We start from the raw sequence: 23,185 nt of genomic DNA, 5'->3' as shown, positions 1-23,185 counted from the left end.
TCAGTAAGCTTCGAACTCGTAGATGCGGGCCGCCGGGTCACTCGTCTGAGTGGGCGTTGTGACGTTCAGCCGCAGGTACCGCGCACTGACGGGCGTGATCGGGTGAGTGGTCACGCTCGCCGTGTTGCCCGAGACGGTCACCCGAGTGGTCCAGTTGGTGCCGTCGGTGGACGTCTGGATCGTGAACGCCTTGGTGTTGTACGACGTCGACTCGCCGCCCGCTCCCGCGTGCCGCACGGTGAAGCTGCCGACCGTCTGCGCCGAGCCCAGGTCCACCCGCAGCCACTTGGACGACACCAGCGAGCAGAACTTGTCGCTGTTCCCGCCCGACACGCTGCCGTTCACGGCCTTCGCCGGGCCCTCGTTCGAGTTGCACGCGCTCGACCCGGTCGCAGGCTTGTTCAGCGCGAGGTTGGTCGACGGGGGAGTGCCGCCCTGCTGGTAGGACGAGATCAGAGCCGCCCACTCCCACGGCCGGGCCGTGCCACCGGGGTTGGAGGTGAAGTACTCCCACCCCGCGACCCCGCCGAAGGTCGGGTACTTCTGCACCAGCGACTGGATGGTGGACTTCAACGTCGTGGTCACGTCCACGTACCCGCCGCACAACGACGGGTGGGTCAGCGAACTGGCCACCACCTTGTCCGGCGTGAACAACCCCCGCCGGATGATGTTGTCGTAGGCGGTGGTGTTCGACAGGGACGCCCAGCCGCAGTAGAACTGCGCGTTGTACCAGTTGATCTGGGCACCCCGGTCGCGTTCGAGCTGCTCGTAGTCGAAGCCGGACAGGTTGCCGCCGCCGGACAGCGCCGGCGCTACCGGGGCCAGCGTGATGATGAACCCCGAGCCGAAGTCGGCGCGCAGCGCGTCGATGACCCGCTTGATGCCGGCGAGCGACATGTTCTCTTCGACGTCCAGGTCCACGCCGTCCAGCTTGTACGTGCTGATGACGTTGCGCAGCCTGGGGTAGTACGTGTCGAACTCGGTGTCCAGCCGCTGGAACGAGCCCTGCGCCGCGCCGCCGACCATCAGCGACACGTGCACACCGCGGGCCTGCATGGCGGCCAGGTCCGCCCACATCTGGGTGTACCGGGCGTCACCCGGCGGGTGGTCGTTGAGGTGCACGGTGCCGTCGCCGTTGAGGTGCAGGGCGGCGACCAACACGTCTGTAGCGCCATTGTCCGCAAGGGGCTTCGGCGACACATAAGTGCCGTTGTAGTACTGCGTCTGGTAGTAGACGACGGTCCGCTTGGACGTGGCCGCCTGGGCGGCGGGAGCGGCGAGCAGGGTGGAGCCCAGCAGCGCTAACGCTGTGGCGGTGCGGAGTATCGTTGTTTTCACAGGGAACAACCTCCGTTGTGTGTTACCCCTTGATGGCGCCCTCTTCGACGCCGCGGAAGAAGAAGCGCTGGAGCGTGGCGAACACGACCACGATCGGGATGAACGCGATCATCGTCCCGGCCGCCACCACCCGCGGGTTGGACGTGAACGACGAGTTCAGGTACTGGAGACCCACGGTGAGCGTGTAGTTCTCCGGGTCGGTCAGCACGATCAGCGGCCACAGGAAGTCGTCCCACGCCCCGATGAACGCGAAGATCACCACCACGCTGAGCATCCCGCGCACGCTGGGCAACCCGATGTGGACGAACCGCTGCCACGCGTTGGCCCCGTCGATGTAGGCGGCCTCGTCCAGCTCGCGCGGGATGGCCTGGAACGCCGCTCGCATCAGCAGGACGTTGAGCATCCCGATCGCGCCCGGCAGGGCCACGCCGACCAGCGTGTCGGCCAGCCCCAGCTCGCGGACGGTCACGTACTGCGAGACGATCGTGACCTCGCCGGGCAGGACCAGCGTGGCCAGGATCAGCCCGAGCACGAGCTTGCCGCCCCGGAACCGCAGCCGGGCCAGCGCGAACCCGGCCAGCGTCGCGCCGATCGCGTTGCCCGCGATCGTCAGGAACGCCACCACCAGCGAGTTGCCGATGTAGTCCCACACCGGGATCGCGCGGGCGACCTCGGCGTAGTTGCCGAGGGTGGGCTGTTCGGGCAGGAACCTCGGCGTGGCGGTGTAGATGTCCTCGCCGGGCCCCTTGAACGACGTCGCCAGCTGCCACAGGAACGGGCCGACCGTGATCAGCAGGACGAACGCCAGCAGCACGTACCGCAGGACCTTCTCGCGCGGTCCGACGCTGTTGAACCCCCGGCTCACGCGTCGGCCCCCTTCCGGTTCAGGCGCAGCAACAGCAGCATCGGCCCCAGCGTCACCACGAACAGCAGGATGCTCAGCGCGGACGCGTACCCCAGGTGACCGGTGAAGCCCCGGCTGTACATCTGGATCAGCATGACCACCGACATGTCCCGCCCGCCGGGGCCGCCCGTGCCGTTGGTCAGCACGTACAGCTCCGAGAACACCCGCAGCGCCGACACCGTGATCAGCACCGTCACCAACAACATCGTGTTGCGCACCCCCGGCACCGTCACCGACAGGAAGCGGCGGACGGGCCCCGCGCCGTCCACGGCCGCCGCCTCGTGCAGGTCCCGGCTCACGTTCCCCAGCGCCGACAGGTAGATCACCATGTAGTACCCGAGGCCCTTCCACACCGTCAGCCCGATCGCGCTGAAGATCAGCAGCCACCGGTCGGTCAGGAACGGCACCGGTCCGGACACCAGCCCCAGCTGCTGCGCCAGGCCGTTGACCGCGCCCCGGTCCTCCAGCAGCCAGTTCCAGATCAGCGCCACCACCACGGCGGAGGCGATCACCGGCGAGTAGAACGACGTGCGGAAGAACGTGATGCCCGGCAGCCGCTTCTCCACCAGCACCGCCAGCAGCAGCGGCAGGACCGTCAGCAGCGGCAGGCACACCAGCATGTAGACCACGCTGTTGAGCAGCGCGTCGGCCAGCTGATCGTCGGTCAGCAGCCGCTGGAAGTTCGCGGTGCCGACGAACGTGCCGCCGCCCAGCGGTTTGGCGTTGGTGAACGACAGCACGACCGTGTTCAGCGACGGCCAGAGGTTGAACACCGCCAGCCACACCAGGGCGGGCAGCACCAACAGCCAGGGGGTGAACCAGCGGTGCGCGGGCATGTCAGCTCTTCAGCAGTTCGTCGCACTTGGCGACGGCCCGGTCCAGGGCTTCCTTCGACGGGATCTCCCCGTTGATGGCCAACGAGATCTGCTGCTTGATGTAGTCGCCCATGGCCTCGCTGACGACCGGCGGCTGCAACAGCTTCGCCTTGGCGAGCGCCTGGAACGCCAGCACCTTCGCGTCGCCGGCGTTGGTGCCGTCGCTCTGGCTGAACTGCGGATCGCTCGCCGACGCCGTGGTGGACGGGAAGATGCCCGGCACCAGCTTGGCGAACGCGGCCTGGTTCTCCGGGCTGGTCACGAACCGGGCCAGCGCCAGCGCCGCCGGCAGGTTCTTGCTCTTCTTCGACACCGACAACCCCTGCACGTACAGCGGGGGTGTGCCGAACGCCGCCGAGGGCACGATCTTGGTGGCCAGCGACGGGTTGTCGACCTTGATGCTGTTGATGGTGTTGCCGCCGCCGGTGGTCCACGCGACCTGCTGCTTCTTGAACAGCTCGCTGTTGCCCAGGTACTTGTCGGTCAGCACGTCCCGGGGCATCAGGCCCTCGGCGAACGCGGCACGGTACTTGTCCAGCACGGCCGCCGCCTCCGGCGTGTTGAACGTGAACTTCTTGCCGTCGTCGGACAGCAGCTTGACGCCCGCGTTGGCCAGGTCGCCCAGTTCGGGCTTGCGGCTCATCAGGAACATCTGCCCGCCCGAACGCTCCTTCATCACGCGGGCCTGCGCGATGAGGTCGTCCACGGAGGTCGGCAGCTTCTTCGGGTCCAGCCCGTTCTGCGTCAGCAGGTCCGCGTTCCAGTAGTTGACGTCGGTGTTGAGGTACCAGGGGTAGGCGTACGCGCCTTGCTGCCCCGCGAACTCGTACGCGCTCACGCCGCCGGTCACGTAGTCCGCGCGGAGCTTGTCGTCGTTGGCGGCGACGTCGAGCAGCATGCCCTGCTTGGCCAGCGGCAGCGCCATGTCCGGCGGCAGGTTCACCACGTCCGGCAGTTCGCCCGACGCGGCCTGGCTGAGCACCTTGTCGGCGTAGCCGTCGCCGGGCTGGTCGAGCCACTTCACGGTGGTGCCGGGGTACTTCTCCTGGAACGCGTCGATCACGCCCTGCACGTAGTCGGTGAACTTCGGTTTGAGCGCCCAGGTCTGGAGGCTCACCTCGCCCTTGACCTCGCCGGTGGCCTTCACCTCGCCGCCGGACTCGCCACCGCCCAGTCCGCACCCGGCGAGCACCACCGCGGTCGCCGTGAACACGGCCGACCGGGCCAGAAGCGTGCGCATACGCCCTCCCGTCCACTCTGACGCAGGAACCAGATAAACCGGTATAGTGCCGGGACTATCCCCGCCGGCGAATCACGGTGTCAATACCGCCGACCGGCGGGGACCGGACAGAAAACAGGACACCGGAGGCCGGCGGATGAGCAGACCCACGATCGCCGACATCGCGCGCCGGGCGGGCGTGTCCAAGGGCGCGGTGTCCTTCGCGCTCAACGGTCGCCCCGGGGTCAGCGAGGACACCCGGGCGCGCATCCTGGCCGTGGCCGAGGAGATGAACTGGCGTCCGCACAGCGTGGCCCGCGCCCTGGGCGGCGCGCGCGCCGACTCCGTGGGCCTGGTGATCGCCCGCCCCGCGCGCACGCTGGGCGTGGAGCCGTTCTTCGCCAAGCTGCTGTCCGGGCTGCAAGCCGGGCTGTCCGCGCACTCGATCACGTTGCAACTGATGATCGTCGAGGACGTGCAGGAGGAGATCCGCGTCTACCGGCGGTGGGCCTCCGAGCAGCGCGTGGACGGGCTGATCCTCGTCGACCTGCGCACCCGCGACCCGCGCATCGACGTGGTGGACGAACTGCTGCTGCCCGCCGTGGTGGTCGGGGGACCGGGCCGGCACGGCAACCTGTGCAGCGTGTGGGCCGACGACCGCGAGGCCATGACGTCGATCGTGGAGTACCTGGCGGCCCTGGGGCACACCCGGATCGCGCACGTCGCCGGCACGCCGGAGTTCCGGCACACCCAGCGGCGCACCCGCGCGCTGCGGGACGCGGCGGCCCGGCTCGGCCTGGCCGGCGTGGAGTCGCTGCACACCGACTTCAGCGACACCGAGGGCGCGGCGACCACCCGCAACCTGCTGAGCAGGCGCGATCGACCCTCGGCGATCATCTACGACAGCGACCTGATGGCCGTGGCGGGGCTGGGCGTGGCCACGGAGATGGGCGTGTCCGTGCCCGGCGAAGTGTCCATCGCGTCCTTCGACGACTCCGTGCTCACCGAGTTGACCCACCCCGCGATCACCGCGCTGTCCCGCGACACCTACGCCTTCGGGGAACGGGCGGCGCTGGCCCTGTTGGACCTGCTCGCGGACCCGAACGCGCCCCGGGACGTCAAGACCGAGACGCCCCGGCTGACCGTCCGGGAGAGCACCGCCCCTTGGTCCTGGCGCTAAAACGGTTTAGTTTGAAGCGCGTGACCACCTCCCTGCGCCTCGGGGCGAACTACGTGCCGTCCGCCGGCTGGTTCTACAGCTGGCTCGACTTCTCCGCCGACGCGGTCCGCCGCGACTTCGCCGACCTGGCGGGCCTGGGCCTGGACCACGTGCGGGTGTTCCCGATCTGGCCGTGGATCCAGCCCAACCGGGGGCTGCTGCGACCGGTGGACGACCTGCTGACCACCCTCGACATCGCCGCCGAGTTCGGCCTGGAGGTCGCGGTCGACCTGCTCCAGGGTCACCTGTCCAGCTTCGACTTCCTGCCGTCGTGGGTGCTGACGTGGCACCGCCGCAGCGTGTTCACCGATCGGGACGTGCGCGACGGCATCGCCGCCTACGCCGCTTACGTGTCCGAGGCGGCGGCGTCTCGGGCGAACGTCTTCGCCATCACCTTGGGCAACGAGGTCAACAACCTCTGGCCCGCGAACCCCGCCACGCCGGAGGCGTCGCGGGCGTGGGCGGCGGAACTGGTGGACGTGGTGCGCGAGGCCGCGCCGGGCGTCGCCGCGCTGTACTCGGTCTACGACGACGCCTGGTACGCGCCGGACCATCCCTTCCACCCGGCCGACGCCGTGGAGCTGGGCGACCTGACCACCGTGCACTCGTGGGTGTTCAACGGGACATCGCGCATCGACGGGCCGCTGGGTCCGGCGACCCTGACCCACGCCGACTACCTCGTGTCCCTGGCCGCCGCCGCGGCTCCGGGGCGTCCGGTGTGGTTGCAGGAGGTGGGCGTGCCGCGCCCGGACGTGCCGGCCGGGAACGCGGCGGCGTTCGTGCGGGGGACGCTGGCGGCGGTGGCGGACAACCCGGCGCTGTGGGGCGTGACGTGGTGGTCCTCCCACGACATCGACCGCTCCCTGCTGGACTTCCCCGACCGCGAGTACGACCTGGGCCTGTTCACCACCGACCACCGCCGCAAACCCGCCGCCGAGGCCTTGGCCGAGTTCGCGGGCACCACCCGCGCCGCCGCCGCCCGCCCGACCGCAGTGGCCTGCCCCGTCGATCTGCTCACCGAGCCCCATCGCAGGGCGGAGGTCGCCCCGGGCAGCGCCTTCCACCTCGAGTGGGTCCGCCGCCGCCAGGAAGGGCCGGTGATGATCGAGCCCGCGCACGTCAGCGCTCGCGGTTGACCACCAGGTGCGCCAGCGCGGCCAGTTCGGCGGCGGGGCGGGGTGCGGGCGCGGTGTCGGCCAGCCGGTCCAGGGCCTCGTCCAGCAGGCGGCGCGACTCGTCCCGGCTCCACGACCGGCCCCCGGCCCGTTCCACCAGGTCGGCCATGCGGACGACGTCGTCGGGGCTCGGCGGCGCGGTCCGCCGGTACAGAGTGGACAGTTCGCGGCCGGGCGGGGTGTCCGAGGCGAGGGCCGCCACCACGGGCAGGGACTTCTTGCGGCTGCGCAGGTCGGTGTGCGCGGGCTTGCCGGTCTTGGCCGGGTCGCCCCAGATGCCGAGCAGGTCGTCCACGTGCTGGTACGCGATGCCCAGCAGCCGACCGAACTCGTGCAGGTGCGCCACGGTCGAGGGCGGCGCGCCGGCGAAGGTCGCCCCCAGCGCGCACGCCGCCGCGAGCAGGGGAGCGGTCTTGTGCTCCACCATCTCCAGGCACTCCCGCACCCCGACGTCGGGCCGCCGTTCGAAGGTCAGGTCGGCGTGCTCGCCGTCCACCAGGTCCAGCAACGCCCTGGTCAGCACCCGGGCCGCCGCCGGGTGGTCGGACCCCGCCAGCACGTCGGCCGCCAACGCCAGCAACGCGTCACCGGCGAGGATGGCCGCGCTCACCCCGAAGACCGCCCACGCCGTGGGCCGGTGCCGGCGGGTGCGGTCGCGGTCCAGGACGTCGTCGTGCAGCAACGTGAAGTTGTGCGCCAACTCGACCGCGACGGCGGCCGGCACGGCGTCGTCCGGTCGCGCCCCCGACGCTTCGGCGGCCAGCAGCACCAACGCGGGCCGCACCGCCTTGCCGCCGGCGGCGTCCACCGGGTCGCCGAACTGGTCCCACCACCCGAGGTGGTACCCGGCGATGCGGCGCATCGGCGCGGGCAGCCGGTCCACGGCGGCGCGGAGCGCGGGTTGGACCAGGTCACGACTCCAGGTCAGCACGGCGGACGCCGGCCGGGCCGGGGCGACGGTCATCGCACCTCCACCACTTGCGGGGACGACGGCGGGTGCCGGGCGACCACGCCGTCACCCTCGGCCCAACCCATGCTTCCGCGAACCGGCAAGGCTGTCTGTCCACCACTCCGGCGTACCGCTTACCCCCGGGTGGTGCCGAACTCGGCCAGCGCGTCGAGCAGACGGCCCACCTCCGCGGCCGTCGAGTACGGGGCCAGGCCCATGCGCAACCCGCCCCGGTCGCCCAACCCGAGGTGGCGGGAGGTCTCGATGGCGTAGAACGACCCCGCGGGGGCGTTGACGTTCCGGGTGGCCAGGAACCGGTAGGCGTCGGCCGGGTCGCGGTCGGCGAAAGTGGCCAGCAGGGTCGGGGTCCGCCGCTTCGCCCGCGAGTGCACGGTGAGGCCGGGCAGCGCCAGCAACCCCGTTTCCAACTCCGCGCGCAACCCGTCCTCGTACTCGGCCACCGCCGCCATGGACGCCGTGATGCGGGATCGCCGGTCGCCCTCACCCGGCACCAGGCCGGCGATGAAGTCGACCGCAGCCGTCGCCCCGGCCAGCAGCTCGTAGGGCAGGGTGCCCAGCTCGAACCGCTCCGGCACGGCGTCGGTGGACGGCAGCAGCTTGTCCGGCCGCAACCCCTCCAGCAGTTCCGGCCGGGCCACGAGCACACCGCAGTGCGGACCGAAGAACTTGTACGGCGAGCACACGAAGAAGTCAGCGCCTGTCGCCACGACGTCCACCGGCTCGTGGGCGGCCAGGTGCACGCCGTCGACGTAGAAGAGCGCACCCACGTCGTGCACGGCTTGGGCGATGGCCGGCAGGTCGGGCCGGGTGCCGATGAGGTTGGACGCGCCGGTCACCGCGACCAGCCGGGTCCGGTCGGTCACCGGCACCTCGTCCAGCTCGCCGGTCCCGGGGTCGAACGCCACCCACCGCACCGCGGCCCCGACCGCCTCCGCCGCCTGCACCCACGGCCGCACGTTGGCGTCGTGGTCGAGCCTGGTCACCACCACCTCGTCACCCGGCCGCCACGTCCGCGCCAGGGTCCGGGCGAAGTCGTAGGTCAACTGGGTGGCACTGCGCCCGAACACGACACCGCCCGGGTCGGCGCCCAGCAGGTCGGCCAGGGCGTGCCGCGCGGCCAGGACGATGTCGTCGGCGGCGCGTTCGGCGGCGGTCACCCGACCCCGGTTGGCCAGCGGGGACACCAGGGCGTCCCGGACGGCGTCGGCGACCGCGGCCGGGACCTGCGAGCCGCCGGGGCCGTCGAAGTGCGCCGTCCCGGTGGCCAGGGACGGGAAGTGGGCGCGGACGGAGTCGACGTCGTAGCTCATGGGGGCACTCTCGCACGCGCCACGGCCGCCCGGCCGGCATCGCGGGGTCTGACCCTTCACGCGTGACGGTGGCCCGGAGTTGACCCGCTTCGGGCCATTCGTATGCCCGAACGTGGCAATTAGCGCCACTTTCCGCGCATCTCTTGACACGGCGTGCGCATGATGGGTGCACTGATCCGCGCAATTGGTCCAGACCAGCACCCTGCCTGGAAGGAACCTCCATGCCCCTTCTCCGCACCCTCGGCGCGGCACTTGCCGTGCTCGCCGCGTCGACCGCCATACCCGGCACCGCCACCGCGCAGGCCGTCAACCCCAAGCCGCAGACCATTCCTGCCCTGCGCGAGTGGACCGGCGGGACCGGCGACTTCACCTTCTCCGCCACGTCCCGCGTCGTCCGCGACCCCGCACTCGCGACGACCGCCGCCGTGTTCGCCGACGACCTCACCGCCCGGTTCGGCCACCCGGTCGCCCAGACCGACACCGGAGCACGGGCCGGGGACGTCGTGCTCCGGCTCGGCTCCACCGACACCGCGCTGGGCGAGGAGGGGTACGCGCTCAGCGTCACCGACCGGGTCGTCATCACCGCCCGTACGGACACCGGCGCGTTCTACGGCACCCGCACGGTCCTGCAACTGCTCAAGCAGCGCACCACCATCCCACGGGGCACGGCCCGCGACTGGCCGCTCAAGCCCGAACGCGGCCTGATGGTCGACAACGGCCGCAAGTACTTCACGCCGCAGTGGTTGGCCGACCACGTCAAGGAGTTGGCCTACCTCAAGATGAACTACCTGCACCTGCACCTGTCCGACAACCTCGGCTTCCGCATCGAGAGCGAGAAGCACCCCGAGTACGTCTCCGCGCAGCACCTCACCAAGCAGCAGGTCCGCGACCTGATCGCGTTGGCCGCCCGGTACAAGGTCACCGTGGTGCCGGAGTTCGACGCGCCCGGCCACATGGACACCATCCTCGCCAAGCACCCCGACCTGAAGCTGGTGAGCAGCAGCGGCCAGGTGAACAACGGGTTCATCGACCTGAGCAAGCCGGCCGCGTACACGCTGATCAAGGACATCTACGACGAGTACCTGCCGCTGTTCCCAGCCCCGTACTTCCACATCGGCGCGGACGAGTACGTGACGGACTACGCGTCCTACCCGCAACTGCTCACCTACGCCCGCGCCACCTACGGCTCGACCGCCAACGCCAAGGACGCCTACCTCGGTTTCGTCAACTGGGCCAACGGGATCGTGCGCGCGGCGGGCAAGACCACCCGGGCGTGGAACGACGGTCTGCACGGCGGTTCGGCGGTGCGCGTGCAGTCGAACATCGTCATCGAGTTCTGGTACAAGTACGGGCTCACGCCGCAGCAGCACGTCGACAACGGGCACCTGATCTCCAACGAGAGCTGGGACCCGACCTACTACGTGCTGTACAACGGCAGCGTCGGCCGGCCGAACACCACGTGGGGCTACGAAACCTGGAACACCAACGTCTTCCAGGGCAACCAGACCCTCAACTCGGCCTCGCAGAGCCGCAACCTGGGCTCGAAGATCCACGTGTGGTGCGACTACCCGGCGGGGGAGACCGAGGCGCAGATCGCGTCCGGCATCCGGGACCCGCTGCGGATGCTGGCCCAGCAGACGTGGGGCTCGCCGAAGCTGGTGTCGACGTGGTCGGCGTTCACGTCCGTCATCGCGGTGATCGGGCGCAACCCGGCGTGGCCGTCGTCGGCGCAGCCCGGGAACCTGGCGTTCGGGAAGCCGGTGACCGTGTCCAGCACGGAAACCCCGGCGTTCCCGGGGGTGAACGCGGTGGACGGGGACTACGGGTCGCGGTGGTCCAGCGCGTACACCGATCGGGAGTGGATCACCGTGGATCTTGGGGTCACCCGGCAGGTCGGGCGGGTGAAGCTGTCGTGGGAGACCGCTTACGGGCGGGGTTATCTGGTGCAGTCCTCTGTGGATGGTGTTTCGTGGACGACCCTGCGGACCGTGACCGGCGGGGACGGTGGGGTCGACGACTTGACCGGGCTGGCCGGGTCGGGTCGGTACGTGCGGGTTCAGGGCACCGCTCGCGCGACTTCTTGGGGGTTCTCGTTGTACGAGTTCGAGGTTTACGGAGCTTAGGGCCGACGCGCTGCGCGCTCTCAAGATTAAGAGCGCCTGCCGGCGGCGAACCACCGATGGGGGGTGAAGGGCGTCGGTTCCCCCACCGCATGACCCGGCGGAGCCAACCACAGATTCTCCGGGTGCCGCTAAAAATCTTGCTCGTTCCTCACAAGATTTTCGGCTGCACCCGGAGAATCTGTGGTAGCCCTTCGGGCGGGCCATACGGTGGGGGAACCGAGGCCCTCCACTTGTGGCTGACACCACCGCGCGCTGCGCGCGAAGGAACGCCGCGCTGCGCGCGGGAAGAACGCGGCGCTGCGCGCGGAAGAGCGCGCAGCGCACGGTTTGGGTGGGCAGCGCGCGGTTTGGGTGGGCGGCGCGCGGTTTGGGTGGGCGGCGAGGGAGTGAGCGCGGGGAGAGGGGTGCGGGGCCCTCAGCCCGGCAGCGACGCTAGGGCGGCCAGTTCGCGTTGGTAGGCGCGGTAGGCCACGCGCAGGTCGTCGGCGGGCCAGGGGCGGGGGAGCAGGGGGGTGGGCAGGATCGGGTCGGCTAGCAGGTGGCGCACGATGGCCGCCGCCGTGGTGAACCGGTCCACGGGCTGGTCCACGGCGCGGAAGTGGTGCAGGAGGGCGCGGCCGTGGGCGGCCCACTCGTCCAGGTCCCACAGTGTGCGGGCCAGGGTGGCGGATGGGGTTTCCGGCTGGGCGGTGAACCGTTGCACGCCCGGGTCCGGGGTCCACGTGCGGCGCAGGTTGGTGGGGCGTAGCCACAGGCCTTCGCGCAGCTCGCCCAGGCGCAGGGCGGTCATGCGGGCGCGGAGGGCGGCGCGGTCGGCGGGGCTGCGGCCGGTGGCGGTGACGGCGACGATCTCCCACGTGCCGTCCCACGTGGTGGTGCTGGGGTCCACGCCCTCGTCCTGGCGGCGTTGGCGGTCCACCAGGCGTTCGTTGAGCCGGTAGGTGCCGTCCGTGCGGTGCAGGTCGCCGGCGGAGACCATGCGGGTCAGGGCCACGCGCAGCGCGGTGTCGTTGATGCCGAACAGGGCGGCGATCCGGACCAGCTCGCGCACCGGCAGCTCCGGTGGGTGCGCGCCGAGCAGGGTGCTGAGCACCACCGAGCGCGCGGTCAGCGGTCGCAGCCGGAGCTCCTGCGTCACGCACGCCTCCCTCTCCGCCGGAAGGTCATCCTACCGGTATTACAGTCTTGCTGCGGCTGTGCTGAGAGCGTAATACTGAGGACATGGTCCTGCCGCTGACGACCCCGACCGCCACCCACGAGGTCACCAACCAGCCGCCGCCGCTCGCGCCCTACGACGCCTCGGCGGACGCCGCCCTGCTGGAGGGCCTGCGGCGCGAGGGCGCGGCGTGGTTCGAGGACGACCTGCGCCGGCTGGGCCGGCACGCGGGCAGCGAGGAAGCCCAGCGCTGGGCGGCCGAGGCCAACACCTTCGAACCGGTCCTGCGCACCCACGACCGCTACGGCAACCGGGTGGACGAGGTCGAGTTCCACTCCAGCTGGCACGACCTGATGCGCGTCGCGGTGGCCGAGGGCAACGCCGCCTCCGCGTGGGCCGACACCAGGCCGGGCGCGCACGTCGCCCGCTACGCCGGCCTCCTGACCTGGGGTCACACCGAGGCCGGCCACGGCTGCCCGATGGCCATGACCTACGCGGTCGTGCCCGCGCTGCGCCACGAGCCGGCGCTGGCGGCGGTGTACGAGCCGCTGCTGACCAGCCGGGTGTACGACCCGGGCCTGCGCGTGCCCACGTCGAAGCGGGGCCTGCTGGCCGGCATGGGCATGACCGAGAAGCAGGGCGGCTCGGACGTCCGCACCAACACCACCGTCGCCACCCCGACCGGCGAAGACGGCGTCTACACCCTGCGCGGCCACAAGTGGTTCACCTCCGCGCCCATGTGCGACGTCTTCCTGGTGCTGGCCCAGGCCCCCGGCGGCCTGTCGTGCTTCCTGGTGCCGCGCGTGCTGCCCGACGGCACCCGGAACGTGTTCCGCATCCAGCGGTTGAAGGACAAGCTGGGCAACCGGTCCAACGCGTCCTCCGAGCCGGAGTTCGACGGCACGGTGGCCTGGCTGGTCGGTGCCGAGGGGCGGGGCGTGAAGACCATCATCGAAATGGTCAACTGCACCCGGCTGGACTGTGTTTCCGGCTCGGCGGCCCTCATGCGCAAGGCGCTCGTGGAAGCCCTGCACCACACCCGGCACCGCAGCGCGTTCGGCGCGAAGCTCGTGGACCAGCCGTTGATGCGCAACGTGCTGGCCGACCTGGCGGTCGAGTCCGAGGCGGCCACGACGTTGACCTTGCGGCTGGCGGGTGCCGCCGACCGGGCCATCCGGGGTGACGAGGGCGAACGGGCGTTCCGCCGGATCGCGACCGCCATCGGCAAGTACTGGGTGACCAAGCGCGCGCCGATGTTCGCCGCCGAGGCGCTCGAGTGCCTGGGTGGGAACGGGTACGTGGAGGACTCGGGCATGCCCCGGCTCTACCGGGAGGCCCCGTTGAACTCGATCTGGGAGGGGTCGGGCAACGTCAACGCCCTCGACGTGCTGCGGGTGCTGGGCAAGGAGCCGGAGGCGGCCCAGGCGCTGCTGGCGGAGTTGTCCTTGGCTCGTGGCGCGGACCCCAGGCTGGACGCGGCGGTGAACGACATCGCGGCGGCCCTCGCCGCGCCGGCCGACGTCGAAGTCCGGGCTCGTCACCTGGTGGAGCGCATGGCCCTGGCGTTGCAGGCGTCGCTGCTGGTCCGGCACGCCCCGAACGCCGTGGCCGACGCCTTCTGCGCCTCTCGGCTGGGTGGCGGCGGCTACGCGTTCGGCACCCTGCCCGCCGGCACCGACTTCACGGCCGTCCTGGACCGCGCTTCTTCCTAGGTTTTCCGGCGTTTGGGTGTCGGAACCGCAGGGCATCCGGGGTGCGTGACCGCGCAAGCCTTCCGTGGCCGTCTGCTGGCCGACCGCTACCGGCTCGACGGGCTCGTCGGGGCCGGGGGCATGGCACAGGTCCACCGGGGGTGGGACGTGCTGCTGAGGCGGCCGGTCGCGATCAAGCTCTTCCCCGGCGTCGAGGATGCGGTGACCGAGCGGCGGATCGAGAACGAGATCCGGACGCTCGCCGCCCTCTCCCACCCCGGCCTCGTCGCCGTCTACGACGCCGGCACCAGCAGCGGGACGCGGTTCGTCGTCATGCGGCTGGTCGAGGGGCGGACGCTGCGGGCCGAGATCAACCGGGGTCCGCTGGCCTTGAGCGAGGTTCGCCGGTTGGGGGCGGCGATCGCCGACGCGCTGGCCCACGTGCACGCGCACGGGGTCGTGCACCGCGACCTCAAGCCGTCGAACATCCTCCTCGACGCCGACCGGGAGCCGCTGCTGGCGGACTTCGGGCTGGCGCTGAGCAGCGGCGCGGCCCGGGTGACGCTGTCGCAGCAGGTGGTCGGCACGGCCCCCTACCTGGCGCCCGAGCAGGTGCGGGGCGGGACGATCGGGCCGGCCGTCGACGTCTACGCCCTGGGGCTGGTGCTGCTGGAGTGCCTGTCCGGGCGGACCGAGTACGACGGCGGCGGGGTGGAGGCGGCGGTGGCACGCCTGCACCGGCCGCCGCACGTGCCCAGCCACCTGCCGTCGGAACTCGTCCGGCTGTTCTCGCTGATGACGGCCATGACCCCGAGGCGGCGGCCGACTGCCGAGGAGTGCGCGCGGGTGTTGCGGGGCGATGACCCGCCGGTGCCGTTGCCGCGCCCGGCGCACGGCGACCCGGCCGGCGGTGACCTGGACACCAAGGTCGACAGCGGTCCGGACACCCGGGCCTACAGCGATCCGGACACGCTGGCGAGCGTCGAGGCGGTGCCGGACGCGCCCCAGTCCGCGCGCCGGTGGCTGATCTCCGGGTCGCTGGTGGCGGTGCTGGGGCTCGGCGGGCTGGCCTGGTCGACGGCCGGCACCACGCCGCCGGCCACGTCGTCCCCGGACACCTCCACCGTGGTCCCGGTGCCGGTCGACGTCGCTCCGGTGACGCCCACCAGCGCGCTCGTCCCGGAGACGACCCGGGTGCGGCCGGTCGCGGAGACGCATCCGGAACCGGCCCCGCCCGCCGGCAAGGAGAAGAAGGGCGGCAAGCCCGGCAAGGGCAAGGGTTAGAGGCTCGTCACGATCCGTTCGCACAGTTCGTGCGTGACCAGGGCGTCGCCCGCGTCGAGGCGGGTGCCGGAGCGGACGGCGTCGAGGAAGTGGCGGCACATGTCGTCCATGCCCCGGCGCTTGGCCACCGGCGTCCAGTCGTCGCCGCGCCGGGTGGTGGGCGAGCCGTCGTGGTCGACCACGTCGACCAGGTTGTGGACGTCCCGCCGGCGGTTGCCCCCGGAGACCGTGAGCAGTTCGCCGCCGGAGCCACCGGCCCGGTTCATGATCGCCAGGCCGGTGTGCCCGGGGGTCGCCAGGCGCAGGACGACGTGCCGGAGCTGCCCGTCCACCACCGAGCCGCGAACGTCCACGTCGTCGGCGTCCGGAACGAACAGGCGCAGGGTGTCGACCAGGTGGATGAAGTCGTCCAGCACGGCCGTCCGCACGTCGCCGGTGCCGGCGTGCCGGTCCTTCTGGAGCACGACCAGGTCGCGGGGCAGGGTGAGCGCGTCGACGTAGGCGGGGGCGAAGCGGCGGTTGAAGCCGACCGCGAGCGACCGGCCGCGGGTGCGGGCGAGCTCGACCAGTGCCCGGCTCTCGGCCAGTGAGTAGGACAGCGGCTTGTCGACGAACACGTCCACGTCCGCTTCGAGCAGGCGGGTGACGATCTCGGCGTGGTGCTCGGTCGGGGCGTGCACGAACGCGGCCTGGACCCCGGCGGCGAGCAGGCCGTCGAGGGTGGTGTGGCGGTGGGTGACGCGGTGGGCGTCGCCGATCCGGTCCAGCTTGGCCCGGTCGCGGGTCATCAGGTGCAGGTCCAAGCCGGGCAGCGCGGTCACGACCGGGAGGTAGGCCTTGCGGGCGATGTCGCCGAGGCCGATCACGCCGACGGGGAGCATCCCCACCTCCGGTATAGGTCTGGACCAATCGTGACCGCGCCACTCTAGCTCAGTACTCCGCGGTCACGGTCACCCCGGTGCAGCCCTGCTTGCCGTGCAGACTCACGAAACCGTAGCCGGAGGCGGGAGCGGTGACCGTGATGGACTCGCTGTTGGTGGTGTTCGTGGAACGGTGGGTGTACGCGGTGGTGGTGGCCCAGGTGGTGCGGTTGAAGTACAGGTCGCAGTCACCGGTGCCGCCGGTCGCGGTCAGCTTGAGGGTGCTCACGCCTGCCGGCACCCACAGGTAGAGGTAGTCGTAGTCGTTGAGTGCGGCGGACCGGTTGCTGCGTGCGCAGTCCTCGCCCAACGCCCGCGTGTCGGCGGCGGTGCACTCCGCGATGGTGTCGCACTTGCCCGACGCGCAGGCGGAAAGCCAGCTGTACCAATGGGTGTCGTAGCGGGTGCCGATGGTTTTGATGTACGTCCGTGCCGCTTGCCACTGTCCTGCGCGGTAGTAGCGCAGGATTGTGTCCACATCGGACCGGTGGTGTTGCAGGAGGTAGCGGACCGCCAGGTAGCCCCACGGGTACACACGGGTCACGTCGTGGTCGTAGGTCGTGTCGAACAGCGTGCTGAGCGCGTAAGTGCGGCGACCGGCCTCCGTAAGGGCGTTCTGGTACACCACGCCCCGGTAGTGGTACGACACGTACTCCGCGAAGCCCTCGACCCACCACACGGTCGGCGTCTGCATGTTTTCGGTGAAGTCGCCGTGCATGTCGAAACGGCCGTCGAGGTAGTGGGTGTACTCGTGGTTGAGGTTCCAGATCTCGAAGGCCGGGCGCAACCAGTCGGCTTCGTGCGCGATGAACCGGGGGAGGTTGCCGGGGGTCGCCGGGTCGCCCTCCAGGTACATGCCGCCGTTGTTGGTGTCGATGCCGAACATCGGTCCGGCGTAAGTGCGGTAGTCGCGCGCGGAGTCGAAGACGACGACCTCCAGCAGCGTGTTGAGGTCGCCGGCCACCGGGCCGTCGTCCTTGACCGTGTTGTGGAAGAAGGCGTCCTGGTTGCGCAGGCTGGTGCAGGTGGTGTCGAGTTCGGTGGTGCTCATGGCCTGGGCGCGGATGCGCAGGGTCGGGCCGCACGTGTGGTTGATCGGCAGGATCGCGTTGCTCAACTTGGTCGGCAGGTCGCACACGTCGTAGTACGCGCACTCGGCCTTGTCGTAGGCGTCGGCCATCGCGGCGACTGCGACCCAGAGCGCGCCCGTCGGGCCGGTGATGGTCGATCGGGTCAGCAGGTCGCGTGCCCTCGGGCGGACGTCGGCGCGCAGGGTGTCGTGGCGCAGGAACCGCGCCAGCTCCGCGCCCGCGTTGGACACGAGGTAGGACTTGTCGGTGCCGAGCAGCGCGGTGTTGCGGACCGCGAACCCTTGCAGGGAGTCGAAAACGCGTCGGTCGGCGGTGACGGCCGTGACGAACTCGGGGAGTTGGTGGCCGCGGAAGAGGATCGTGTAGGCGTTGTTGACCGCGGCGAGCATCGAGGGGGAGCCGTTGTAGGTGCTGTCGTAGCGGTCCAGGAGGCGGCGCACGAGGGGGAGGTGGCGGGCGTTCTCCTGCGCGCTGTCGACCAGGGTCACCGCTTCGGCGAGGACCTCCCCGTTGGCCTGGGTGACGTCGGTGGTGCGCGGGTTGGCGAAGAAGGTGTCGAGGGCGGGTCGGATCGCTTGGGTCAGCGCGGGTCCGTACTGGCCGACGTCGTCAGGGTGGTACCACTGCACGTAGTAGCCGGCGCGCAGGAACAGGACGAGTTGCGCGGTGGAGGTCCGGTTGTCGCCCGCGTAGGTGGCGGCGTCGGCGCGCAGCGCGTCCGCCACGGACACCATTTGCGCCTCCCGGAACACGTTCCGGGCGTCACTTCCGGTGAGTCCGAACAACGTGTTGACACACGACGTGTCCGCCCCTCGCACCACTTTCACCAGCTGCGCTCCAGTAGCCGACGCAAAATCCGCCACCGCACACGCGCCTTGTTCCTGCATGCGCCTTTCAGCGACATCGAAGGCCTGAACCGGTCGCCGCTCGTCGGTGACGCCGTCGTGCCCGACCACAACTCCATCCGTTCCACCGGCCGGTGGCACAGAAATCCGCTGAATGGCGGACCGTCCGTTCGGTTCCGCATGTGCAGGTATTATCGCGGTAGCCAGTGTGACGCTAAGTAGTGTTAGCAGGGCAAGTAGTCGACGCACGGTTGGTCTCCTCCGCAGCAGGGTGGCGGTATGGCGCGGAAAGCGTCGCCAATGCAGATCTGGTCCGGCAACGTGCGATGCCGATAACATTTGCTGATGGAACTGGAACTGCGGCATCTCCGGGCGATCTGCGCCATTGCGGACGCCGGCAGCCTGTCCCGAGCGGCCGTGCGACTGGGCGTGACCCAGCCCGCGCTGACCATGCTGCTGGCGAGGGTCGAGGAGGCGGTGGGCGGCCGGTTGTTCGTCCGCGACCGGGCCGGCGCCAGACCCACCGACCTGGGCGACAACGCGTTGCGACAGGCCAGACTGCTGCTGGCCGACCTCGACACCTTCGCCGCCGACCTGGCGGCCCGCAGCGTCGGCGCACGTCCGCCCAGGGTGGCAAGTGCGCACTTGGCGTGTTTGTCGAGGATCGTCGATGTGCTGGAGGAGCACTTCCCGTCCGGCGACCTGACCGTGCAGGTCGAGTCGTCAACGCTGGTGCTGTGCAACCTGCTGGAACGCGCTCAGGCTGACTTGGCGATAATCGGTCAACTGGACAACCAGGAGCTGCCCTTATCCGCGGACATCCACCGCCGAACCATAATCCCGAAGTTCCCCATATTCGTCGCCTTGTCCCACGCTCACCCCCTAGCGGCTCGCCCAGAAATAGCTCTGGAGGATTTGGCAGACGAACGCTGGATCTGTCCCCCAGGCGCCGACGATGGCTCTCTCGCGGCACTACGCGCAATGTGCAGAAAAGCCGGGTTCACCCCAAAAATCCGTTTCCACGTACCCAGCGGCGGCGGCACAGACCTCATAGCGGCAGGCCACGCGATCCGCTTGGTAGACCCAGGCAGCAACCCCGCAACCTGCGCAATCCGCCCCCTGAAAAACGACCCCAGCACCGGCCGCTTGCTCTTGGCCTGGCACCGCCAATCCTTCCCAGAAGACACGATCCGCACGCTGTGCCACAACCTGGCCCAGGCCTACACCACCCACGCCCAAGAATCCCCCACTTACGCCCACTGGTGGCAATCCCACCCAGAAGCCCACCCCTGGACCCCTTAACACCCCCACCTCCCTCAACCCACCCCCACCGCACTCCCCCCTCACCCGCACGCCCCAGCCGCGCCCCGCACGCCCTCGCCGAGCCCGCACACCCTCGCCGAGTCCGCCGCGCCACCCGCTGCGCCCCGCCGAGCCCGCCGCGCCCCTGCGTCGCCGCGTCCGGTGCCGGGTGGACCGACCGGGGGGCCGTGTGGTCGCGCTGTCGGACGGCAAGCACCCCTCGCTCCCACCGCCACCGGCAGCCCCCCAGCCGGCGGCCCCGACCAGCGGCACCCACGGCCGGCAGCTCGGCCGTGCCGCCGCCGTGCTGCCCCTGGCCGTCCGCGTTCCTTGTTCTACGGGACGTGCGAGTCGGGGTTTGGTCGCGAAATTCGTCATTCACACGATCGGGTGATCGCGGCTCGGGTCGGCGGACAGCGGGGCCGGCCCGAGCGCGATCATACCGTATGCCCAGGTCAGAACCGCCCTCAGCGGCGGGAAGAGACCCAGGACTCCAGGCCTGCCGCGTCGCGGGGTAGGGCGGCGGTCAGGATCCGGTTGCCGGTCGCCGTGACCACCAAGTCCTCCTCGATGCGGACGCCGATACCGCGCAGTTCCGGCGGCACGGTCTGGTCGTGCGGGTGGAAGTACAGGCCCGGCTCCACCGTCAGTGCCATGCCCTCCTCCAGCAGGCCCTCGTGGTAGGCCTCGGGCGAGGCGTTCGCGCAGTCGTGCACGTCCAAGCCCAGCAGGTGCCCGATCCCGCACACGATGTACCGCCGGTGGTGCTGGCCGTCGTCGTCCAGGGACTCGTCGACCGACACCGGCAGCAGGCCCCAGTCGTGGAGGCCGGTCGCCAGCACGCGCATCGCGGCGCGGTGGAACTCGCGGTAGGGCACGCCCGGACGGACCTCCGCCAGGGCCGCCTCGGTGGCGCGTTCCACCAGGTCGTGCACCTGCCGCTGGGCATCGGAGAACACGCCGGACACGGGCAGCGTCCGCGTGACGTCCGCGGTGTACAAGGTGTTCAGCTCGACCCCGGCGTCCAGCAGCAGCACGCCGTCCTCCGGCACCGGACCGTCGTTGCGGACCCAGTGCAGGACCGGCGCGTGCGGACCGGCAGCCACGATGGACGCGTAACCCGGACCGTTGCCGGCGGTGCGGGCTCGGCGGTCGAAGGTGCCCTGGAGCCAGCGCTCACCGCCGCCGGCCACGGCCACCTTCAACTCCGCGGCCACGTCCGCGAAGCCCTGGACGGTCGCGTCGACCGCCTCCTGCAGCTGGCCGATCTCCCACTCGTCCTTGATCCGCCGCAGCTCCGCCAGCACCCGCCGCAGCTCGGCGCTGTGTCCGGCCAAAGCGTCCAGCAGCGGGTCCACGCCACCGGTCGCCAACACCGCGGGCAGCCGGCCGCGCAGCGCGGACGGCAAGTCCTGGATCGGCCTGCACCGCACGCCCAGCGCCGCCGACCACTCGGCCAACCCGGGCACCGCCCCGATCCACAGCTCGCCGTCGCGCGCGTTGGCGAAGAAGTCGGCGTCGTCCGGACCCGCCGGCTCGCGCAGGTACAGCTCGGCGTCACCATCGGGGTGCAGCACCAGCACCGCACCCTCCGCGTTGCACCCGGTCAGCCACGAGAAGTCGCTGTCGGGCCGGAACCCGTAGTCGGTGTCGTTGGACCGCACCGACGCCCACCCCGACGCCACCACGATCCGCGTCCCGGGCAGCACGGACCGCAGTTGCTCGCGGTGGCGGGCGGCGGCCTCGGCGGCGCCGGGGGCGAGGCGGACCGTGCGGTCGCCGGTGCCCCAGCCGTCGCGGACGAAGTCGCGGAAACCGGTGGCCTCGGTCAGCCTGCTCGGGTCGCGGCGGGCGGGTCTGGTCACAGCGTGAACCCCTTCGGGAACGGATCGGTCGGATCGAGGAGGTACTGTGCCATGCCGGTGATCCACGCCCGTCCGGACACCGTCGGCAGCACCGCCGTGGTGGACCCGAGGGTGGTCTCGCCGGTCAGGCGGCCGGTGAAGCGGGTGCCGATGAACGACTCGTTGACGAAGTCCTCCGCCAGCCCCAGCTCACCACGCGCGTGCAACTGCGCCATGCGCGCGCAAGTGCCGGTGCCGCACGGGGAACGGTCGAACCAACCCGGGTGGATCGCCATCGCGTTGCGCGAGTGCGCGCCCTCCTGACCCGGCGCGGTGAACTGGACGTGCTTGCACCCAGCGATGTCCGGTTCGGTCACGTGCACGGGTTTCCGTTGCGCGTTGATGGCGTCCATGATGGACAGTCCGGCGGCCAGGATTTCTTCCTTGTAACTACGGTCGAACGGGATGCCCAGCTGCTCCAACGGCAGGATGGCGTAGAAGTTGCCGCCGTACGCCATGTCGTACCGGACTTCACCCAGCGACGGCACGGTCACCACCGCGTCCAGCTCGTGCGCGTACGCGGGCACGTTCCGGATCGTCACGTGCAGCGCCCGACCGTCCCGCACCGCCACCTCGGCCAGCACCAGACCCGCCGGCGTGTCCAGCCGCACGGTCGTCACCGGCTCCACGACCTCCACCATGCCGGTCTCGACCAGCACGGTCGCGACGCCGATCGTTCCGTGCCCGCACATCGGCAGGCACCCGGACACCTCGATGTAGAGCACGCCCCAGTCGGCGTCGGGCCGGGTCGGCGGCTGGAGGATCGCCCCGGACATCGCCGAGTGCCCGCGCGGCTCGTTCATCAGGAACTCGCGGATGTGGTCCAGGTGCGCCATGAAGTGCAGCCGCCGCTCGGCCATGGTCGCGCCGGGGATCACGCCGACGCCGCCGGTGATCACCCGGGTCGGCATGCCCTCGGTGTGCGAGTCGACCGCGCTGAAGTACCGCGAGGCCCTCACCGCAGCACCTCCAGCGCTCGACGCAGGTCCTCGTCCAACCGCGCCCGGTGCTCGGGCGTCAGCGGACCGCGCGGCGGGCGGCACGGACCGCCGTACCGGCCGACCGCGTCCATGCAGTGTTTGATCGCCTGCACGAACTCCGTCCGCGAGTCCCACCGGAACACCGCGACCAGCGCCTCGTACAGCTCTCGCGCCTCGTCGAGCTTTCCCTGGCGTGCCAACGAGAACAGCCGAACCGACTCGGCCGGGAAGACGTTCGGGAACCCCGCGAACCACCCCTCCGCGCCCATGAGGACGCTCTCCAGCAGCACGTCGTCCGCCCCGGCGATCACGGCCAGGTTCGGCGCGGTCTCCCGGATCTCCAGCACGCGCCGGACGTCGCCGGAGAACTCCTTCACCGCCACCACGTTGTCGATCTGCGCCAGCTCCGCCAGCAGCGACGGGGTCAGGTCGACCTTGGTGTCGATGGGGTTGTTGTAGACCATGACCGGCAGCCCGACCGCCGCCACCTCGGCGAAGTGGTCCACGACCTGGGCGGGGCTCGCCCGGTACATCGTCGGCGGCAGGCACAGCACACCGTCCGCGCCGTCCTCGGCGGCCAGTTCCGCCCAGTGCCGGGCCTGGTGCGCGCCCGGACCGTGCACGCCGACCACGACCAGGCCCCGACCGCCCACGGCGTCGATCGCGGTCTTGGCCACGGCCCGGCGCTCGGCGTCGGTGAGCGCGGAGTACTCGCCCAGCGAGCCGTTCGGGCCGACGCCCCGGCAGCCGTTGTCCACCAGCCACCGGCAGTGCTCGGCGTACCGGTCGAGGTCGGGCCGCAGGCCGGCGGGCGCGCTCGGGTCGGGCGCGTAGGGCAGGGCCGTGGCGACGACCACGCCGTCCAGCCGTTCGGTCATG

The 23,185-nt window shown here is 70.9% G+C and carries 18 protein-coding genes; 6 read left to right on the top strand and 12 right to left on the bottom strand.

Features of this window, described 5'->3' with window-relative positions; genetic code table 11:
- The 4 genes from DFJ66_RS09040 to DFJ66_RS09025 are packed head-to-tail and all read right to left on the bottom strand — an operon-like array spanning position 1 to position 4,357.
- Entirely contained in the window at positions 1 to 1,338 is a 1,338-nt protein-coding gene (locus DFJ66_RS09040) for a discoidin domain-containing protein (protein WP_246029649.1), read from the bottom strand.
- Positions 1,339 to 1,360: 22 nt separating this feature from the next.
- Positions 1,361 to 2,203 (bottom strand): carbohydrate ABC transporter permease, encoded by an 843-nt coding sequence (locus DFJ66_RS09035; RefSeq protein ID WP_121219775.1) that lies wholly within the window; start codon positions 2,201 to 2,203, stop codon positions 1,361 to 1,363.
- Positions 2,200 to 3,078, bottom strand: coding sequence for a carbohydrate ABC transporter permease (locus tag DFJ66_RS09030; protein ID WP_121219773.1), 879 nt, complete (start codon positions 3,076 to 3,078; stop codon positions 2,200 to 2,202). The genes DFJ66_RS09035 and DFJ66_RS09030 overlap by 4 nt, the downstream gene beginning before the upstream one ends.
- Before the next feature lies 1 nt (position 3,079).
- Positions 3,080 to 4,357 (bottom strand): ABC transporter substrate-binding protein, encoded by a 1,278-nt coding sequence (locus DFJ66_RS09025; protein ID WP_121219770.1) that lies wholly within the window; start codon positions 4,355 to 4,357, stop codon positions 3,080 to 3,082.
- A 136-nt stretch (positions 4,358 to 4,493) separates the two neighbouring features.
- On the opposite strand from DFJ66_RS09025, the gene DFJ66_RS09020 reads away from it, so the two are divergent.
- Both DFJ66_RS09020 and DFJ66_RS09015 read left to right on the top strand, forming a co-directional pair.
- Positions 4,494 to 5,516 carry a LacI family DNA-binding transcriptional regulator gene (locus tag DFJ66_RS09020; protein WP_121219768.1) on the top strand — a complete coding sequence of 341 codons (1,023 nt, stop codon included), beginning with the start codon at positions 4,494 to 4,496 and terminating at the stop codon, positions 5,514 to 5,516.
- Positions 5,517 to 5,536: 20 nt separating this feature from the next.
- The gene (locus DFJ66_RS09015; protein ID WP_211351032.1) at positions 5,537 to 6,691 is read left to right on the top strand and encodes a glycoside hydrolase 5 family protein; all 1,155 of its coding nucleotides are present in this window, start codon (positions 5,537 to 5,539) and stop codon (positions 6,689 to 6,691) included.
- Here the strand turns inward: DFJ66_RS09015 and DFJ66_RS09010 are convergent.
- On the bottom strand, positions 6,675 to 7,694 hold the full coding sequence (locus tag DFJ66_RS09010; RefSeq protein ID WP_121219764.1) for a family 2 encapsulin nanocompartment cargo protein polyprenyl transferase: 1,020 nt from the start codon (positions 7,692 to 7,694) through the stop codon (positions 6,675 to 6,677). The genes DFJ66_RS09015 and DFJ66_RS09010 overlap by 17 nt on opposite strands.
- 119 nt (positions 7,695 to 7,813) lie before the next feature.
- Positions 7,814 to 9,010 carry a cysteine desulfurase-like protein gene (locus DFJ66_RS09005; protein ID WP_121219762.1) on the bottom strand — a complete coding sequence of 399 codons (1,197 nt, stop codon included), beginning with the start codon at positions 9,008 to 9,010 and terminating at the stop codon, positions 7,814 to 7,816.
- A 221-nt stretch (positions 9,011 to 9,231) separates the two neighbouring features.
- Here DFJ66_RS09005 and DFJ66_RS09000 point away from each other — a divergent pair, with 221 nt between their 5' ends.
- A complete protein-coding gene (locus tag DFJ66_RS09000; RefSeq protein WP_121219760.1) occupies positions 9,232 to 11,133 on the top strand; it encodes a family 20 glycosylhydrolase in 1,902 nt (633 codons plus the stop codon).
- 415 nt (positions 11,134 to 11,548) lie between these two features.
- Here the strand turns inward: DFJ66_RS09000 and DFJ66_RS08995 are convergent, their stop codons facing one another.
- Positions 11,549 to 12,271: a PaaX family transcriptional regulator C-terminal domain-containing protein gene (locus tag DFJ66_RS08995; protein ID WP_121219758.1), complete on the bottom strand. Its 723-nt coding sequence runs from the start codon at positions 12,269 to 12,271 to the stop codon at positions 11,549 to 11,551.
- Between the two features lie 83 nt (positions 12,272 to 12,354).
- On the opposite strand from DFJ66_RS08995, the gene DFJ66_RS08990 reads away from it, so the two are divergent.
- On the top strand, positions 12,355 to 14,001 hold the full coding sequence (locus tag DFJ66_RS08990; protein ID WP_121219756.1) for an acyl-CoA dehydrogenase family protein: 1,647 nt from the start codon (positions 12,355 to 12,357) through the stop codon (positions 13,999 to 14,001).
- A 45-nt stretch (positions 14,002 to 14,046) separates the two neighbouring features.
- Positions 14,047 to 15,264, top strand: a complete 1,218-nt coding sequence (locus tag DFJ66_RS08985) for a serine/threonine-protein kinase (protein WP_121219754.1) — start codon at positions 14,047 to 14,049, stop codon at positions 15,262 to 15,264.
- On the opposite strand, the gene DFJ66_RS08980 is transcribed toward DFJ66_RS08985, so the two are convergent.
- Together DFJ66_RS08980 and DFJ66_RS08975 are read right to left on the bottom strand one after the other, a co-directional pair.
- The gene (locus DFJ66_RS08980; protein WP_121219752.1) at positions 15,261 to 16,145 is read right to left on the bottom strand and encodes a Gfo/Idh/MocA family protein; all 885 of its coding nucleotides are present in this window, start codon (positions 16,143 to 16,145) and stop codon (positions 15,261 to 15,263) included. The two genes, DFJ66_RS08985 and DFJ66_RS08980, sit on opposite strands and share 4 nt — an antisense overlap.
- 49 nt (positions 16,146 to 16,194) lie before the next feature.
- Positions 16,195 to 18,369, bottom strand: coding sequence for a M9 family metallopeptidase (locus DFJ66_RS08975; RefSeq protein WP_246029648.1), 2,175 nt, complete (start codon positions 18,367 to 18,369; stop codon positions 16,195 to 16,197).
- A gap of 96 nt (positions 18,370 to 18,465) precedes the next feature.
- Here DFJ66_RS08975 and DFJ66_RS08970 point away from each other — a divergent pair, with 96 nt between their 5' ends.
- Entirely contained in the window at positions 18,466 to 19,422 is a 957-nt protein-coding gene (locus DFJ66_RS08970) for a LysR family transcriptional regulator (RefSeq protein WP_121230889.1), read from the top strand.
- Between the two features lie 467 nt (positions 19,423 to 19,889).
- Here the strand turns inward: DFJ66_RS08970 and DFJ66_RS08965 are convergent, their stop codons facing one another.
- The 3 genes from DFJ66_RS08965 to DFJ66_RS08955 are packed head-to-tail and all read right to left on the bottom strand — an operon-like array spanning position 19,890 to position 23,184.
- Positions 19,890 to 21,287: an aminopeptidase P family protein gene (locus DFJ66_RS08965; protein WP_121219748.1), complete on the bottom strand. Its 1,398-nt coding sequence runs from the start codon at positions 21,285 to 21,287 to the stop codon at positions 19,890 to 19,892.
- On the bottom strand, positions 21,284 to 22,285 hold the full coding sequence (locus DFJ66_RS08960) for a proline racemase family protein (RefSeq protein ID WP_121219746.1): 1,002 nt from the start codon (positions 22,283 to 22,285) through the stop codon (positions 21,284 to 21,286). Before DFJ66_RS08960 ends, DFJ66_RS08965 begins: the two co-directional genes overlap by 4 nt.
- Entirely contained in the window at positions 22,282 to 23,184 is a 903-nt protein-coding gene (locus tag DFJ66_RS08955; protein WP_121219743.1) for a dihydrodipicolinate synthase family protein, read from the bottom strand. Before DFJ66_RS08955 ends, DFJ66_RS08960 begins: the two co-directional genes overlap by 4 nt.
- Between the last annotated feature and the right edge of the window lies 1 nt (position 23,185).

The sequence above is a fragment of the Saccharothrix variisporea genome (assembly GCF_003634995.1).
In the GTDB taxonomy this organism is placed as follows: Bacteria; Actinomycetota; Actinomycetes; order Mycobacteriales; family Pseudonocardiaceae; genus Actinosynnema; species Actinosynnema variisporeum.
This window is presented reverse-complemented; position numbering and strand designations above follow the sequence as displayed.